Origin of the sequence: Streptomyces sp. NPDC051020, assembly GCF_040683105.1 — a bacterium.
GTDB lineage: Bacteria > Actinomycetota > Actinomycetes > Streptomycetales > Streptomycetaceae > Streptomyces.
On sequence record NZ_JBFBCG010000054.1, the window covers coordinates 1 to 17,013 of the forward strand.

Below are 17,013 nucleotides of genomic sequence, written 5' to 3' on the forward strand. Positions count from 1 at the left end.
ACTCACCCTCTCGGGCTTTCCTCCGGGCTTTCCCTTCGGTCTTGCGTTTCCGACTCTATCAGACTCTTTCGTGTCCGATTCCCGGTCGAAGCGGGCCCTCTGCGAAGCAGAAGATTTGTTACTGCGCTTTCCAGTTCTTCGCTTTCGCGTTTCCCTTTCCGGCGGTTCCAACCTTACCAGACTCTTTTTCGTTTCCGTTTCCGGTCCGAATTTGATTCCGGTGACCTTTGGAGTGGCCTTTGCCTTTCGGCGGATCCGACTTTATCAGAAGTTCTGAGTCGGAATTTCCGACCTGCTCGGGGCTGCCGCTGCGCACGAGTGCGCCGACTGCTTCCCGGTCAGGCGGAGCCGTAAACGTACTGGAGCGGGGCGCCCGATGCAAATCGGGGGCCCCGCTCCGGAGTTCGCGCCTGTCGGAGGGTCAGACCTCGACGACGACGGGGAGGATCATCGGGCGCCGACGGTAGGTGTCGGAGACCCACTTGCCCATCGTGCGGCGGACGAGCTGCTGCAGCTGGTGCGGCTCCATCACGCCGTCCTGGGCGGACTTGTTGATCGCTTCCTCGATCTTCGGTACGACGGCGCTGAATGCCGAGTCGTCGATACCGGAACCCCTGGCATGGATGTCGGGGCCGCCCGTGATCTTGCCGGATGTGCTGTCGACCACGATGAAGACCGAGATGATGCCTTCGTCGCCGAGGATGCGGCGGTCCTTGAGGGAGGTCTCGGTGACGTCTCCGACCGAGAGGCCGTCGACGTAGACGTAACCCGCCTGGACCTTGCCGACGATCTTGGCCTTGCCGTCGATGAGGTCGACCACGACGCCGTCCTCGGCGATGACGATGTGGTCCTTGGGAACACCGGTAAGGGCGCCCAGTTCGGCGTTGGCCCGCAGGTGGCGCCATTCACCGTGCACCGGCATCAGGTTCTTCGGCTTGCAGATGTTGTAGAAGTACAGCAGTTCGCCGGCCGAAGCGTGGCCCGAGACATGGACCTTGGCGTTGCCCTTGTGGACCACGTTGGCGCCCCAGCGGGTCAGGCCGTTGATCACGCGGTAGACCGCGTTCTCATTGCCCGGGATCAGCGACGACGCCAGGATCACCGTGTCGCCCTGGACGATCCGGATCTGGTGGTCGCGGTTGGCCATCCGGGACAGCGCGGCCATCGGCTCGCCCTGCGAGCCTGTGCAGACCAGCACGACCTCGTCGTCCGGCAGGTCGTCGAGGGTCTTGACGTCGACGACCAGGCCCGCGGGGACCTTCAGATAGCCGAGGTCGCGGGCGATGCCCATGTTGCGGACCATCGAGCGGCCGACGAAGGCGACCCTGCGGCCGTACTCGTGTGCCGCGTCCAGGATCTGCTGAATGCGGTGCACGTGGCTGGCGAAGCTCGCCACGATGATGCGCTTCTGGGCGTTCGCGAAGACCGTGCGCAGGACGTTGGAGATGTCCCGCTCGGGCGGTACGAAGCCGGGCACCTCCGCATTCGTCGAGTCGGAGAGGAGGAGGTCGATGCCTTCCTCGCTCAGCCGGGCGAAGGCGTGCAGGTCGGTGAGACGGCCGTCCAGCGGGAGCTGGTCCATCTTGAAGTCGCCGGTCGCGACGGCCATGCCCGCGGGGGTGCGGATGGCGACCGCGAGGGCATCCGGGATGGAGTGGTTGACCGCGATGAACTCGCAGTCGAAGACGCCGATGCGCTCGCGCTGGCCTTCCGCCACCTCGAGGGTGTACGGACGGATCCGGTGCTCCTGAAGCTTCGCCTCGATCAGTGCGAGGGTGAGCTTGGATCCGATGAGCGGGATGTCCGGCTTCAGGCGCAGCAGATACGGGACGCCGCCGATGTGGTCCTCGTGGCCGTGCGTGAGGACGATGCCCTCGACGTCGTCGAGGCGGTCCCGGATCGTGGAGAAGTCGGGCAGGATCAGGTCGATTCCGGGCTGCTCCTCCTCGGGGAAGAGCACTCCGCAATCGACGATGAGCAGGCGACCGCCATACTCGAAGACCGTCATGTTGCGGCCGATTTCGCCGAGGCCGCCGAGCGGGGTGACGCGGAGGCCGCCCTTGGGGAGCTTCGGCGGGGTGCCGAGTTCGGGATGCGGATGACTCAAAAGACTCTCCTTACCACGCACGCCACGTACCGCTGAGGCACGTGGCGTGCATGTCATTCGTGCACTTGCTGTTCTCTGACGTCGCTCTTGTGAGTGTTCTTCGCTTATTCAGTTGTGAAGTCTGTGGTTACAGCTGTACCCCGCCGGCGGCGAGGTCGATCTTGAGCTGGGCCGCTTCCTGTGCGGTGAGTTCCACCAGAGGGAGGCGCAGCGGGCCTGCGGGCAGACCTTGGAGCGCCAATGCGGCCTTGGTGGTGATCACACCCTGGGTGCGGAACATGCCGGTGAAGACCGGCAGGAGCTTCTGGTGGATCTCGGTGGCCTTCTGGACGTCGCCGCCGAGATACGCCTCGATGAGGGCACACAGGTCGGGGGTGACGACGTGGCCGACGACGGAGACGAAGCCGACTGCGCCGACCGAGAGCAGCGGGAGGTTCAACATGTCGTCGCCCGAGTACCAGGCGAGGCCGGACCGAGCGATGGCCCAGCTTGCGCGGCCGAGGTCGCCCTTGGCGTCCTTGTTGGCGACGATACGCGGGTGCTCGGCGAGCCGGACCAGCGTCTCTGTGTCGATCGGCACACCGCTGCGGCCGGGAATGTCGTAGAGCATCACCGGGAGACCGGTGGCGTCCGCGATCGCCGTGAAGTGGCGGAAGATGCCTTCCTGCGGCGGCTTGTTGTAGTACGGCGTGACCGCGAGAAGGCCGTGGGCGCCGGAGCGCTCGGCCGTGCGGGCGAGCTCGATGCTGTGGCGGGTGTCGTTGGTGCCGATGCCGGCAACGACATGGGCCCGGTCCCCTACAGCTTCCAAGACCGCCCGTACGAGCTGGTCTTTCTCCGCGTCACTGGTGGTCGGGGACTCGCCGGTGGTGCCGTTGATGACCAGGCCGTCATTGCCTGCGTCCACCAGGTGGGCGGCGAGCCGCTGGGCGCCGTCGAGGTCGAGTGCGCCGTCCGCCGTGAAGGGCGTGACCATGGCGGTGAGGACCCGCCCGAAGGGAGTCTGCGGAGTGGAGATCGGAGCCATGGGTAACACGCTACTCGCTGCTCAGCGCCCGGTCGTCCCTCGGGGGGACAAGGGAGAGGAGCCCGGCACTGCCTGCTCGGGGGTTCAAGCAGTGCCGGGTCCGTTTGATCAGCCTAGATGAACTTCACGAAACGTCGCAATACGGACACCGCTTACGGGGCTACGCGTCCATTCTTGTTGAAGGCTGCATGGGTGAGCGGCATGAGCCGCGCCCAGTGCTCCTCCATCTGTTCGCCGACCATTTCGATCTCACGCTGCGGGAAGGACGGGACCTTCGCCAGCTCGTGCTGGGTGCGCAGACCGAGGAAGTGCATCAGTGAGCGCGCGTTGCACGTGGCGTACATCGACGAGAACAGGCCGACCGGGAGCACGGCCCGGGCGACTTCGCGGGCGACGCCGGCGGCGAGCATCTCCTGGTACGCCTCGTACGCCTGGCGGTACGAGTCCTCCATCACGCGGCCGGTGAGCTCCTGCTGGGCCGCGGTGCCCTCGACGAACTCGTACTTGCCGGGGCGGCCCTGCTGGACGAGCTTGCGGGCCTCGCTGGGAACGTAGAAGACCGGCTCCAGCTCCCTGTAGCGGCCGGATTCCTCGTTGTACGACCAGCCGACGCGGTGGCGCATGAACTCGCGGAACACGAAGATCGGTGCGCTGATGAAGAACGTCATCGAGTTGTGCTCGAACGGGGATCCGTGACGGTCCCGCATCAGGAAGTTGATGAGTCCTTTCGAGCGCTCCGGGTCCTTGGTGACCTCTTCGAGGGACTGCTCTCCGGCCGTGGAGACACGGGCGGCGAACAGGACGTCGGAGTCGGCCGCGGAGTGCTTCACCAGCTCGACGGTCACATCGCTGCGGAAGCTGGGCTTTGCGGGCTCGGGGGTCTCGGTCACCGGCGGGGTCCTTCCAATTGCGTCGCTCGGGCGGCGCCCACTCTACGGGCCGCCGCTGACAACGTGCCTCAGAAGCTCCGTCCGAGGATTTCTTCGGCGAATTCGGCGATTCGGGGCACCGAACGGGCCCGCCGTGCGTCTGACTCAATAGCACCACCTCTATCAGAGTTCAAGGAGAGCTTCCTCATGTTCCGCCGGCGTGAAGCCGTCCCGTTCGCTTTCGTGGCCGAGGCCGACCGATTCCGCAGCAATGTCGCCCCGCCACCCCGGGAGCGCGCCACCGTCTCGCAGCTGGCGGCCCGCTCCCTCGTGGGGCTGACCGTGATCGCCGGTCTCGCCGGATCGCTGCTCCTCGGCCTTCCCGCCCTTGCCCCGGAGCAGGCTCCGTCGCACAGCCAGCAGACCGAGGCCGCCCACCGCTGACTCGTACGGACCCCTGGGGTGGTAGGGGCGGGGGCCTGCTCGGTAGCCTCACCGGGCACAGCAATCGAGCATGCTTGTGAGTGAGGATCAGTCGTGCCCCTGCCCTTTCTGACGGCCGACCGCGCATTTGACGCGAGCGCTGAGGACATTGCGCTGCCGTTCGACGACCACGACAGCTGGCGGCGCCCCTACCGCCCCGGGCCGTGGCGGGTCGCGGCGGCGGCCATCCTGTTGTTGCTCGCCTCGTTCGTGCTCATCGCGGGCATGGTCACCGCGTTTGCCGGGGCGATGCCCGGGGCGGCCCTGTGTGTCGGGCTCGCCCTTGTGGTGATCTTCTGCGCCCTGCGACTGCTGCGGGTGGGTGCCTGGGTGAGCCGGCACGGGGTGCGGCGTGTGGGCTTCCTGGTGACGACGACCGTGCCGTGGGACCGTGCCGCCACGGTCCGTACGGTGCAGCAGCCGGTGAGGTGGCTCGGATTCCCACGCACCGTGCAGGGTCAGGCTCTGATCGTCGTACGGAAGGGTGGCGAGGCCGTGCCGCCGCTGCTCACCAACTGCAATGCGGACTTCCTCGGGCGGGGCGAGGCGTTCGACCGGGCCGCCGACACGATCGAGGCGTGGGGGGACGAGTACCGCCGCGGTTGAGGGTTGTCCCGTCGTTCCCTCCGCGGGCCTCCGGTATCTGATCGCCCTCAGGCGCGGAAAGCGGCGTCGAGATCGCGAATGAACTCTCCCACGCGCCCGCCTCCGGGAGGTGCGGCGGGCAGCCGGCCAAGCACTGCGGTGACCGCTGTTGGCGCGTGTTTACGCGCCCATACAAGAGTGCTCACGGTCGCACGCCGGCCATCTGCGGATGCCAACTCTTCTGCTCATGCCGCATGCGCTGCCGCACCGAGAATGTGTTTCACCTGATGAGCGCTTGCCTTGGGATGAAGGCACGCGGCGGCGTACGTACCCGCGGGTGAGGCGCCGTGTGCGAGACACCCGTCTCGGCTGCGGCATGGACGTGGCGCACGGCGGCCGGTTCTGTTCTCGGCCTCCGTACGCGCTCGAACGATGTCCTCAGTTGTCGGACGGGACCGAGGTGGCGGCCGAGCCCGGTGCGCCCGTCGGCGTCGGGTTCATGTGCAGGGCGATGGCACGCTGCATGGCCTTGCGGGCGCGCGGGGTGTCCCGGGCGTCCTGGTAGGCGACGGCGAGGCGGAACCAGCAGCGCCAGTCGTCCGGGGAGTCCTCGGTCTCCTCGCGGCGCCGTGCGAACACCGCGTCGGCCGAGTCGCGGTCGATACGGCCTCCCGCGGTACGGACCAGTTCGTCGACCGGCAGGCCGCCCTCGGCGTCCAGCTCCGCAGCGAGGGCGTTGGCCCTGCGGACGAACTGGGTGTTCTTCCAGAGGAACCAGATACCGATCACCGGCAGGATCAGCACCGCGACCCCGAAGGTGACCGTGAGCAGCGTGCCGTTCTCGATGAGGAGCACGCCGCGGCTGCCGACCAGGACGAAGTAGAAGACCAGGACGGCAGCGGTGACGAGATAAGTGATCTTTGCGCGCATGGCGGTGGGCTCAGTCAGTTGAGGTCGAGGAAGTGTTCCAGGCCGAAGGTGAGGCCCGGGGTGGTCGCCACGCGGCGTGCGCCGAGCAGGATGCCCGGCATGAAGCTGCTGTGGTGCAGGGAGTCGTGGCGGATGGTGAGGGTCTCTCCCTCGCTCCCGAGCAGCACTTCCTGGTGGGCCAGGAGGCCGCGGAGCCGGATCGCGTGGACCGGGACCCCGTCCACGTCCGCGCCGCGGGCGCCGTCGAGCGCCGTGGCCGTGGCGTCCGGCTGCGGTGCGCAGCCGGCCTTCCGCCGGGCCTCGGCGATCAGCTGAGCGGTGCGGGTGGCGGTGCCGGACGGGGCGTCGACCTTGTTGGGGTGGTGCAGTTCGATGACCTCGACGGATTCGAAGTAGCGGGCTGCCTGCTCGGCGAACTTCATGGTGAGGACTGCGCCGATGGAGAAGTTCGGCGCGATGAGCACACCGGTCTCCGGGGAGCCGGAGAGCCAGATGTTCAGCTGCGCGAGCCGTTCGTCGGTCCAGCCGGTTGTGCCGACGACCGCGTGGATGCCATGCCGGATGCAGAAGTCGAGGTTCCCCATCACCGACCCGGGCGTGGTGAGTTCGACCACGACCTGGGCGTCGTTCTCGGCGAGGGTCTCCAGCCTGTCGCCTCGGCCGAGAGCGGCCACCAGTTCCATGTCGTCGGCGGCCTCGACGGCTCGTACGGCTTCCGATCCGATGCGGCCGTTGGCGCCGAGAACGGCCACGCGCAGCTTGCTCATTGCTCTGCTTCCTTACGGGTGGAGTTAGGAGACCGCTTCGTCGAGGCGGCCGGCCTGCTTGTCCTTGAGCGGACCGATGACGGAGAGCGACGGTCGCTGTCCGAGGATTTCGCCCGCCACCGCCCGGACGTCATCGGGCGTGACCTGCGCCATCCGGGACAGCAGGTCGTCGACCGACATCTGCTCGCCCCAGCACAGCTCGCTCTTGCCGATACGGTTCATCAGCGCACCGGTGTCCTCCAGGCCGAGGACGGTGGAGCCGGAGAGCTGGCCGATGGCGCGGCCGATCTCCTCGTCGCTCAGTCCGTCGGACGCTACCCGGTCGAGCTCGTCACGGCAGATCTTCAGGACGTCGTGGACCTGGCTGGGCCGGCAGCCCGCGTACACGCCGAAGAGTCCGCAGTCAGCGAAGCCCGAGGTGTACGAGTACACGCTGTAGGCGAGGCCGCGCTTCTCCCGTACCTCCTGGAAGAGGCGGGAGCTCATGCCGCCGCCGAGGGCGGTGTTGAGTACCCCGAGTGCCCAGCGGCGCTCGTCGGTGCGGGCCAGACCGGGCATGCCGAGGACGACGTGGGCCTGCTCGGTCTTGCGGTTCAGTACCTCGACCCGGCCTGCGGTGCGCAGGGTGCGGGATCCCTGGCGCGGTGCGACCGGGACGGCGTCGGTGCGGGTCAGCGCGCCGGCACGCTCGAAGGCCCGGCGGACCTGGCGGACGACGGTGGCGTGGTCGACATTGCCCGCCGCGGCGACGACCAGGTGGGTCGGGTCGTAGTGCTTCTTGTAGAAGCGGGCGATCTGGCCGCGGCTGAGCGCGTTGATCGTGTCGACGGTGCCGAGGACCGGGCGTCCGAGGGGGGTGTCGCCGAGCATCGTGTGCGCGAACAGGTCGTGCACGCAGTCGCCCGGGTCGTCCTCGGTCATCGCGATCTCTTCGAGGATGACGCCGCGCTCGGCGTCGACATCCTCGGGGGCGATCAGCGAGCCGGTCAGCATGTCGCAGACGACATCGATGGCCAGCGGCAGGTCGGTGTCGAGGACCCGCGCGTAATAGCAGGTGTACTCCTTCGCCGTGAAGGCGTTCATCTCGCCGCCGACCGCGTCGATCGCGGACGATATGTCGAGGGCACTGCGCCGGTCCGTGCCCTTGAAGAGAAGGTGCTCGAGGTAGTGGGTCGCGCCGTTCAGCGTGGGTGTCTCGTCGCGTGATCCGACGTTGGCCCAGATCCCGAAGGTGGCGGAACGTACGGAGGGCAGGGTTTCGGTGACGATCCGCAGACCGCCGGGGAGGATCGTCCGGCGGACGGTGCCGACGCCGTTGCTGCCCTTGAGAAGCGTTTGGGTACGGGCGACGGCCCGCGCCTCCTTCGAGGCGCGGGCCGTCGTCACGGAACTACGGGACGTCACTTGGCGGCGTCGTCCTTCTTCTCGTCCTCTTCGCCCTCGATCACGGGGATGAGGGAGAGCTTGCCGCGGGAGTCGATCTCGGCGATCTCGACCTGGACCTTGGCTCCGACCGCGACCACGTCCTCGACGTTCTCCACACGCTTGCCACCGGCGAGCTTGCGGATCTGCGAGATGTGCAGCAGGCCGTCCTTGCCCGGCATGAGGGAGACGAACGCACCGAAGGTGGTGGTCTTGACGACCGTGCCCAGGTAGCGCTCGCCGACCTCCGGCATGGTCGGGTTGGCGATCGCGTTGATCGTGGCGCGGGCGGCCTCGGCCTGCGAGCCCTGCTGGGCACCGATGTAGATGGTGCCGTCGTCCTCGATCGTGATGTCGGCGCCGGTGTCCTCCTGGATCTGGTTGATCATCTTGCCCTTGGGGCCGATGACCTCACCGATCTTGTCCACCGGGATCTTGACCGTGATGATCCGCGGGGCGTTCGGGGACATCTCGTCCGGGACGTCGATGGCCTCGTTCATCACATCGAGGATGTGGAGGCGGGCGTCACGGGCCTGCTTCAGCGCGGCGGCCAGGACCGACGCGGGGATGCCGTCGAGCTTGGTGTCGAGCTGCAGCGCGGTGACGAACTGCTTCGTGCCGGCGACCTTGAAGTCCATGTCACCGAACGCGTCCTCGGCACCGAGGATGTCGGTCAGGGCGACGTAGTGGGTCTTGCCGTCGATCTCCTGGGAGATCAGACCCATGGCGATACCGGCGACGGCGGCCTTGAGCGGCACACCGGCGTTCAGCAGCGACATGGTGGAGGCGCAGACCGAGCCCATGGACGTCGAGCCGTTGGAGCCCAGCGCCTCGGAGACCTGGCGGATCGCGTAGGGGAACTCCTCGCGCGACGGCAGCACCGGCACGATGGCGCGCTCGGCGAGTGCACCGTGGCCGATCTCGCGACGCTTGGGCGAGCCCACGCGGCCGGTCTCACCGACGGAGTACGGCGGGAAGTTGTAGTTGTGCATGTAGCGCTTGCGGGTCACCGGGGAGAGGGTGTCCAGCTGCTGCTCCATGCGGAGCATGTTGAGGGTGGTGACGCCCAGGATCTGGGTCTCCCCACGCTCGAACAGCGCCGAGCCGTGCACGCGCGGGATGGCCTCGACCTCGGCGGCGAGCGTACGGATGTCCGTGACGCCACGACCGTCGATGCGGACCTTGTCCTTGATGACGCGCTCGCGGACCAGCTTCTTGGTCAGCGCGCGGTAGGCACCGGAGATCTCCTTCTCGCGGCCCTCGAACTGCGGGAGCAGCTTCTCGCCGGCGATCTCCTTGATGCGGTCCAGCTCCGCCTCGCGCTCCTGCTTGCCGGCGATGGTGAGCGCCTTGGCGAGCTCGGTGCTGACGGCGGCGGTGAGCGCCTCCAGGACGTCGTCCTGGTAGTCGAGGAAGACCGGGAAGTCGCCGGTGGGCTTGGCGGCCTTGGCGGCGAGGTCCGACTGGGCCTTGCAGAGGACCTTGATGAACGGCTTCGCGGCCTCGAGACCGGCGGCGACGACCTCTTCGGTCGGGGCCTCGGCGCCGTCCTTGACGAGCTGGATGGTCTTCTCGGTGGCTTCGGCCTCGACCATCATGATCGCGACATCGCCGTCCTCGAGGACGCGACCGGCGACGACCATGTCGAAGACGGCGTCCTCGAGCTCGGTGTGCGTCGGGAACGCGACCCACTGGCCCTTGATCAGGGCGACACGGGTGCCACCGATCGGGCCGGAGAAGGGCAGGCCCGCCAGCTGCGTGGAGCAGGAGGCGGCGTTGATCGCGACCACGTCGTACAGGTGGTCGGGGTTGAGCGCCATGATCGTCTCGACGATCTGGATCTCGTTGCGCAGGCCCTTCTTGAAGGAGGGGCGCAGCGGCCGGTCGATCAGACGGCAGGTGAGGACGGCGTCCTCGGAGGGGCGGCCCTCGCGGCGGAAGAAGGAGCCGGGGATCTTGCCGGCGGCGTACTGCCGCTCCTCGACGTCGACCGTGAGGGGGAAGAAGTCCAGCTGGTCCTTGGGCTTCTTGGACGCGGTGGTGGCCGACAGCACCATGGTGTCGTCGTCCAGGTACGCAACGGCGGAGCCGGCGGCCTGCTTGGCCAGGCGGCCCGTCTCGAAGCGGATGGTGCGGGTGCCGAAGGTTCCGTTGTCGATAACGGCCTCGGCGTAGTGGGTCTCGTTCTCCACTAGCGTTTTCTCCGATACATATCGTCTTCTCGCCCCCACGCCCGTGTGGCGGGGGACGGTAGCGGAGAAGCCCTCCATCGGCGGGCCGGTCTTCGATCGAAGCACCCGGGTTGCTGTGTCCGGGGGCCACTACCGAGGACCGGCGGCGGGGAGGCTGCTTCTCGCTCGTCTGTAGGACGTTCTGGGACCAGGTTACTGAGAATCGGCTCAGCTTGGCATTCCGGTCGTCCGGGCGAGCCGGACACGTCCCGTGCATACAGCAAAGGGAGCGGCTCCCTCAGTCGTGGGAACCGCTCCCTTCACGGCGTCTTACTTGGCGCCGCCGGCCGCACCGCGGCGGATGCCGAGGCGGTCGACCAGGGCACGGAAGCGCTGGATGTCCTTCTTGGCCAGGTACTGCAGGAGGCGGCGGCGCTGACCGACCAGGATCAGCAGACCACGACGGGAGTGGTGGTCGTGCTTGTGGGTCTTGAGGTGCTCCGTCAGGTCCGAGATCCGGCGGGAGAGCATGGCCACCTGGACCTCGGGGGAACCGGTGTCACCCTCCTTGGTGGCGAACTCGGCCATGATCTGCTTCTTCGTAGCGGCGTCGAGCGACACGCGGTACTCCTCTTTGATGTTCGATGCGCCCACGAGTGCCCCTGGTCTTGATCTCAGGGGGTCTTCCGTTACTCGGGGGCGAAGGTCCGATGAGCGCAGCCCTCAGGATGATCCGGGGGCGCGTACACAAACGGCCGTCACACAGCGTACCAGGCCGGCGGAGCCGGTTTGCCTGGGGGCGGTGCCCCCAGGACTCCCCGGCGCCACGGTGTCCTCGATCGCCGGACGGGCTTGTTTCTGTCCGGCTGAGCCGGGTTTGGCCGAGCCGGCCCGCAGGGTCAGCTGGTGAGGGCGCGGATCGAGTGGTAAAGGTCGAAAACGGCGAGGCACAGGGGGATCAGCGTCAGGAGCACGCACGCTTCGGCGATCTCCAGGAAGCGCCCCCAGAAGGGGGTGACTCCCTTGCGGGGCACGATCAGCCCTATGGCAGTGATCAGGGCGGCGGCGCCCGCGACGGCTGCGGTGAGCCAGATCGTACGGATGTCGAGCGCGGTGCTGTCCCCCGCGACGGCCTCGCGCAGCATGTCGGTCGGCGGATTGAGTGACAGGCCGAGGCCCAGGAGTACGAGTGCGCCGAGACCCGCCGCCAGGGCGCAGCCGACCTGGGCCGTGTAGCGGAACAGGTGGGAGCGCATCAGCATGGCGACTCCGGTGGCGAGCGCCAACAGCTGGCCCCAGACGCTGTCCGAGAACCCCAGGACGGCTGCGGCGCCCACGGCCACCAGCGCGCATCCGCCGACCAGGCCGACGAGCAGTTCGTGGCCGCGCCGCGCCTGGGCGGCAATACGGTCGGCGTCGACCGGGCCCTGCGGCGCCGGTTCGGACGTCCCGTAGTCACCGACGGTGGTACGGGGCGGCTCGAAGCCGATGGGGAGGCGGGCGAAGCGGGTGGAGAGACCGGGCAGGAAGGCGAGGACACCCACGGAGAGCGGGGCACACACCGCCGCGGTCTCGACAGGCTCCATGCCGGTCATGATCGCGATGAACGTCACCAGCAAGCCGATGGCGGCGGCGAACACGAACGCGACGAAGAGACCGTCCCCGCCGGGAGCGGCGATCATGAGGATTACCGCCGTCACCAGCACGGCGGCACAGGCGAGCAGGAACTGCAGCCTGCCGATGCCTTGACCCTCGCTGAGCGGCAGCAGCCCTGCACCGGAGACCGCGGCGTTCGTGAGCGCGCCGATCCCCAGAGCCGTGGACGATCCCCGGTCGTCGTACACACGCGCGCGTACGCAGGCGAGCGCGAGAGCGAGTACGGCGATGACGGCGGCAAGGACGCCCGGCAGGCCGTGCATGTCGTGCCGGGGGGCGGAGGTCCACAGCACGAAACCGAGCAGGACCAGCAGGAGCGACCCGCCGAAGAGCCCGGCTCCGCGCATGAGGCTGTCGCCCCAGAGGGTGCGGTCCCGGGCGACGGCGGTGGCGACGGCGTCGGAGACGTCGTCGAAGACCGCGGGGGGCAGCGACTCGGAGAAGGGACGCAGGGACAGCAGTTCACCGTCGAGGATGCGTTGACCGGCCAGGGTGCGCCCGCTGTCGAGGACGGTGCCGTCGCGACGTACCAGGTGATAGCCGACCGGAGCGCCCTGGGCGGGGCTCTGTCCCGACAGCCGGAGGATCTCCGGGTACAGGTCTGCGACGGGGATGTCCTCGGGCAGCGCCACGTCGACGCGGCTGTCGGGCGCGACGACCGTGACCCGGCAGAAACCGGTTCCGTTGCCGGCCGGAACTCCGGGACCCGGCCGACCGGATCCGGTGGCTGCCGCTTGGGCCGTCATGGTCACCTGCTGCTCCCCCTCATTGTTCTCCTGAAACGAACCTCGGGATCGCGGGCCTCGCTCGCGCTCCGAATGACCGTTTCCTTACGGTAGTTAGCGGATGCTTACACGCGTCGCGACACCCTACCGCTCTCGGGTCATCCCGTACGTCAGTAGGATCCTCCCGCGGATGGAGCCCGTCGCCACGGGGGCGCCGATACGAACAGTTCTGTCCGGCAAGGGAATTGGTGAGCTGTGAGCCAGATTGTCGTCAAGCGCGCACCGCGGGCTCTGCCCTCCGAAGTTCCGGACGAGCAGGTGCAGTTGCAACCTCCGCCCGAGCTGCCTCGTGGTCAGCAGGAGGGAATGATGATGCAGCTGCTGCCGATGCTCGGCATGGGTGGTTCCGTCGTCTTCTTCTTCATGACCCCGAACCCGGTCATGCGCATCATGGGCATGATCATGATCGCGTCAACGATCGCCATGGCCATTGCGATGGTCGTCCGCCTCCGGCAGGGCACCCAGGGGCAGCTCGCGGACATGCGGCGCGACTATCTGAAGTACCTGACGCAGACAAGACGCGCGGTGCTGAAGACGGCCCGCAAGCAGCGCGACGCGCAGTTCTATCTCCACCCGTCCCCGGAGCAGTTGTGGGCGCTTGTCGCCGAGGGCAGCCGGGTGTGGGAGCGCCGCGTCGGTGACGCCGACTTCGCGCAGGTACGCATCGGCCTGGGCAGTCAGGAACTCGCCACGCCGCTCATCGCGCCCCAGACCGCGCCGGTCGATGAGCTGGAGCCGCTGACCGCGGGGGCGATGCAGCAGTTCTTGACGACCCACAGCACGCTGGACGGCCTGCCCATGGCGGTCTCGCTGCGCGCCTTCTACCACCTGACCATCAGCGGCGAAGCGGAGTCCGTCCGCTCCACGGCCCGTGCGATGGTCGGTGCGCTGGCCTCGCTGCACTCCCCCGAGGATCTGATCATCGCCGTCGCGACGGGCCAGGACGCGGTCCCGCGCTGGGAATGGGCGAAGTGGCTTCCGCACGTCCAGGCCCCGGAATTCGTCGACGGCGCCGGCAGCCGCCGCCTGATCACCACCAGCATCGCGGAGCTGGAGGAGATGCTCGCAGGCCGGCTCGACGGCCGGCCGCGCTTCCAGCCCGACGGCCAGCCGCTCATGGACCAGCCTCATGTCGTCGTCGTGCTCGACGGCCAGTCCGTATCGCCGGTGTCGACGCTCGCTGCGGCTGAGGGCCTCCAGGGCGTGACGGTCGTCGAGGTCGTACCGGGTGAGGTCCACGGGGCACGCGGCGGCCTGTCCGTCGTGGTGCACCCCCATTCGCTGCAGCTGGAGTCCGAGCACGGGCTGGTCTACGACGGCGTTCCCGACCTGCTCAGTTACGAGGCCGCCGAAGCACTGGCCCGGCAACTGGCGCCGCTCCAGGCGACCTCGGGCGGGGACGACGACGAACCGCTGCTCGCCAACCTCGAATTCACCGATCTGCTGAACCTCGGTGACGCGGCCTCGATCGACGTCAGCAGGACCTGGCGGGCCCGCTCCCAGGCGGAGCGGCTACGCGTCCCGATCGGCGTCGGCGAGGACGGCACCCCCGTGATGCTGGATCTCAAGGAAGCGGCGCAGGAGGGCATGGGGCCCCACGGCCTGTGCGTCGGCGCCACCGGTTCCGGCAAGTCCGAACTGCTGCGCACGCTCGTACTCGGCCTTGCCGTCACCCACACCTCGGAGACACTCAACTTCGTCCTCGCGGACTTCAAGGGCGGTGCCACCTTCGCCGGTATGGCACAGATGCCCCACGTCGCAGCGGTGATCACCAACCTCGCGGACGACCTGACGCTGGTGGACCGCATGGGTGACTCCATCAGCGGTGAGCTCAACCGCCGCCAGGAAATGCTGCGCGACGCGGGCAACTACGCCAACATCCACGACTACGAGAAGGCACGCGCCGCGGGCGCCCCGCTGCAGCCCATCCCCTCCCTCGTCCTGGTCATCGACGAGTTCAGCGAACTGCTGACCGCCAAGCCCGACTTCATCGAGATGTTCGTGCAGATCGGGCGCATCGGCCGTTCGCTGGGCGTCCATCTGCTGCTGGCCTCGCAGCGCCTCGAAGAGGGGCGGCTGCGCGGTCTGGAGACCTATCTGTCCTACCGGATCGGCCTGCGCACGTTCTCGGCGGGCGAGTCCCGGGCGGCGCTGGGTGTGCCCGATGCCTACCACCTGCCCAACGTCCCCGGTTCCGGCTACCTGAAGTACGGCACGGACGAGATGGTGCGCTTCAAGGCCGCGTACGTCTCCGGGGTGTACCGCTCGGGCGCCCAGTCGGCCGTATCCTCCGGCCCCCTGCCGGTGGACCGCAGGCCGGTGGTGTTCACGGCGGCTCCGGTGCCGGTGCAGTACGTACAGCCGAGCCCGCAGACCGGGGCCTCCGTACCCGACGCGCGTACACCGGAGGACGACGCCCTGGCGGACACGGTGCTCGATGTGATCGTGCGCCGGCTGGAGGGCCGGGGGGCCTCCGCGCACCAGGTGTGGCTCCCTCCGCTGGACAACCCGCCGTCGCTGGACGAGCTCCTGCCGGGGCTCTCCGCGGTCGAGGGCCGTGGGCTGACCCAGCCCGGATTCGAGGGTTCGGGCCGCCTCGTCGTCCCCCTGGGCGTGGTCGACAAGCCGTACGAGCAGCGGCGCGACACGCTCTACCGGGACTTCTCCGGGGCGGCAGGCCACATGCAGATCACCGGTGGTCCGCAGTCCGGCAAGTCCACGCTGCTGCGCACACTCATCGCGGGCTTCGCACTCACCCACACGCCCCAGGAGGTCCAGTTCTACGGACTCGACTTCGGTGGCGGGGGCATGGCCTCGGTCTCCGGCCTTCCGCACGTCGGCGGGATCGCCTCCCGGCTCGACCCGGAGCGGGTGCGGCGTACGGTCTCCGAGGTGTACGGGATCATGGCGCGGCGTGAGGAGTACTTCCGCAGCGCGGGCATCGACTCCATCGCCACCTTCCGTAGGCTGCGGGCGCGCGGCGACATCTCGGCCACGGACCAGCCGTGGGGCGACGTCTTCCTGATCATCGACGGGTGGGGCAACTTCCGTACGGACTACGAGGGCCTGGAAGCGGCAGCCGTGGACATCGCGGCGCGCGGCCTCGGCTACGGCATCCACCTGATCGTCACGGCGTCGCGTTCCATGGAGGTCCGGGCCAACCTCAAGGACCACCTGATGAACCGGCTCGAACTGCGGCTCGGCGACGTCATGGACTCCGAACTGGACCGCAAGGCCGCGGTCAACGTTCCGGCCGGCGTGCCCGGTCGCGGTCTCACACCGGAGAAGCTGCACTTCATGGCCGCGGTACCACGGATCGACGGCATCAACTCCGACAGCGACCTCTCCGAGGCAACGGCGGCCATGAACCAGGAGGTCGCCCGGCACTGGACCGCGGCGCCCGCCCCGGCAGTCCGGCTGCTGCCCCGCGAACTCCCGGTGCACGAGCTGCCGGCGGGCTACGCGCATCCGGAGCGGGGCGTCGCGTTCGGTATCGACGAGAACAACCTCGAGCCGGTCTTCCTCGACTTCGAGCGCGACCCGTTCTTCCTGGTGTTCGGCGAGAGCGAGTCCGGCAAGTCCAATCTGCTGCGGCTGCTCATCAAGCAGCTGACCGAGAGGTACGACGGGAACACCTGCAAGTTCTTCGTCATCGACAACCGGCGAACGCTCCTGGACGTCACCCCGGCGACGCACCTCGCGGAGTACGTGCCCATGTCCAACAACATGGAGCACCACATGGACGCGCTGTACGACCTGATGAAGCGCCGTACGCCGTCGCCCGACGTCACGGCGCAGGAGCTGCGCGAACGCAGCTGGTGGAGCGGCCCGACGGTGTACGTGGTCGTCGACGACTACGACCTGGTCTCCACGTCCAGCGGGAACCCGCTGGCCAAGCTCACGGAGATGCTGCCGTTCTCACGTGACGTCGGCGTCCGGTTCATCATCGCCCGTAGCACGGCGGGGGTCGGACGTGCCCTGTACGAGCCGTTCATGCAGCGCATCATGGAGCTGGGCGCGCAGGGCCTGATGCTCTCCGGCGACCCCATCGAGGGGGACGTCCTCGGCAACGTACGACCGCGCCCGATGCCCCCGGGGCGCGGGGTCTTCGTCACGCGGCGGCGGGGGAATCCGCTGGTGCAGTCCGGGCTCATGGACGGGCAGCGGTAGCTCCGCACGCGCGGCGGGCGGGGCAGCGGGGCCGGCCGGTT

General features: G+C 68.3%; 13 protein-coding genes. 4 read left to right on the top strand and 9 right to left on the bottom strand.

Features of this window, described 5'->3' with window-relative positions; translation table 11 throughout:
* The coding region (locus AB0N06_RS26065; protein WP_366137091.1) for a hypothetical protein at nt 1–277 on the top strand (277 nt) is incomplete at its 5' end.
* Between the two features lie 144 nt (nt 278–421).
* Here AB0N06_RS26065 and AB0N06_RS26070 read toward each other — a convergent pair.
* The 3 genes from AB0N06_RS26070 to thyX form a co-directional block, all read right to left on the bottom strand.
* Nucleotides 422–2,107, bottom strand: coding sequence for a ribonuclease J (locus AB0N06_RS26070; RefSeq protein ID WP_366137092.1), 1,686 nt, complete (start codon nt 2,105–2,107; stop codon nt 422–424).
* Nucleotides 2,108–2,234: 127 nt separating this feature from the next.
* Nucleotides 2,235–3,134, bottom strand: a complete 900-nt coding sequence (dapA, locus tag AB0N06_RS26075) for a 4-hydroxy-tetrahydrodipicolinate synthase (protein ID WP_366137093.1) — start codon at nt 3,132–3,134, stop codon at nt 2,235–2,237.
* 152 nt (nt 3,135–3,286) lie between these two features.
* Nucleotides 3,287–4,024 carry an FAD-dependent thymidylate synthase gene (gene thyX, locus AB0N06_RS26080; RefSeq protein ID WP_366137094.1) on the bottom strand — a complete coding sequence of 246 codons (738 nt, stop codon included), beginning with the start codon at nt 4,022–4,024 and terminating at the stop codon, nt 3,287–3,289.
* Nucleotides 4,025–4,210: 186 nt separating this feature from the next.
* Between thyX and AB0N06_RS26085 the strand changes: the two genes are divergently transcribed.
* Both AB0N06_RS26085 and AB0N06_RS26090 read left to right on the top strand, forming a co-directional pair.
* Nucleotides 4,211–4,447 (top strand): hypothetical protein, encoded by a 237-nt coding sequence (locus AB0N06_RS26085; RefSeq protein WP_366137095.1) that lies wholly within the window; start codon nt 4,211–4,213, stop codon nt 4,445–4,447.
* Nucleotides 4,448–4,540: 93 nt separating this feature from the next.
* A complete protein-coding gene (locus AB0N06_RS26090) occupies nt 4,541–5,092 on the top strand; it encodes a hypothetical protein (RefSeq protein WP_366137096.1) in 552 nt (183 codons plus the stop codon).
* 417 nt (nt 5,093–5,509) lie between these two features.
* On the opposite strand, the gene AB0N06_RS26095 is transcribed toward AB0N06_RS26090, so the two are convergent.
* The 6 genes from AB0N06_RS26095 to eccD all read right to left on the bottom strand — a co-directional run bounded on the left by AB0N06_RS26095 (nt 5,510) and on the right by eccD (nt 12,763).
* Nucleotides 5,510–6,001 (bottom strand): tetratricopeptide repeat protein, encoded by a 492-nt coding sequence (locus AB0N06_RS26095; protein WP_366137097.1) that lies wholly within the window; start codon nt 5,999–6,001, stop codon nt 5,510–5,512.
* A gap of 14 nt (nt 6,002–6,015) precedes the next feature.
* Nucleotides 6,016–6,768, bottom strand: a complete 753-nt coding sequence (dapB, locus tag AB0N06_RS26100) for a 4-hydroxy-tetrahydrodipicolinate reductase (protein ID WP_366137098.1) — start codon at nt 6,766–6,768, stop codon at nt 6,016–6,018.
* Between the two features lie 24 nt (nt 6,769–6,792).
* Nucleotides 6,793–8,172: a pitrilysin family protein gene (locus tag AB0N06_RS26105; protein ID WP_366137099.1), complete on the bottom strand. Its 1,380-nt coding sequence runs from the start codon at nt 8,170–8,172 to the stop codon at nt 6,793–6,795.
* Nucleotides 8,169–10,382 (bottom strand): polyribonucleotide nucleotidyltransferase, encoded by a 2,214-nt coding sequence (locus tag AB0N06_RS26110; RefSeq protein WP_366137100.1) that lies wholly within the window; start codon nt 10,380–10,382, stop codon nt 8,169–8,171. Before AB0N06_RS26110 ends, AB0N06_RS26105 begins: the two co-directional genes overlap by 4 nt.
* Nucleotides 10,383–10,691: 309 nt before the next feature.
* Nucleotides 10,692–10,982 (bottom strand): 30S ribosomal protein S15, encoded by a 291-nt coding sequence (gene rpsO, locus AB0N06_RS26115; RefSeq protein WP_189546018.1) that lies wholly within the window; start codon nt 10,980–10,982, stop codon nt 10,692–10,694.
* A gap of 278 nt (nt 10,983–11,260) precedes the next feature.
* Complete coding sequence (gene eccD, locus AB0N06_RS26120) at nt 11,261–12,763, bottom strand: type VII secretion integral membrane protein EccD (RefSeq protein WP_366137131.1); 1,503 nt, start codon at nt 12,761–12,763, stop codon at nt 11,261–11,263.
* Nucleotides 12,764–12,997: 234 nt separating this feature from the next.
* Between eccD and eccCa the strand changes: the two genes are divergently transcribed.
* Complete coding sequence (eccCa, locus tag AB0N06_RS26125) at nt 12,998–16,972, top strand: type VII secretion protein EccCa (protein WP_366137101.1); 3,975 nt, start codon at nt 12,998–13,000, stop codon at nt 16,970–16,972.
* Nucleotides 16,973–17,013 lie beyond the last annotated feature (41 nt).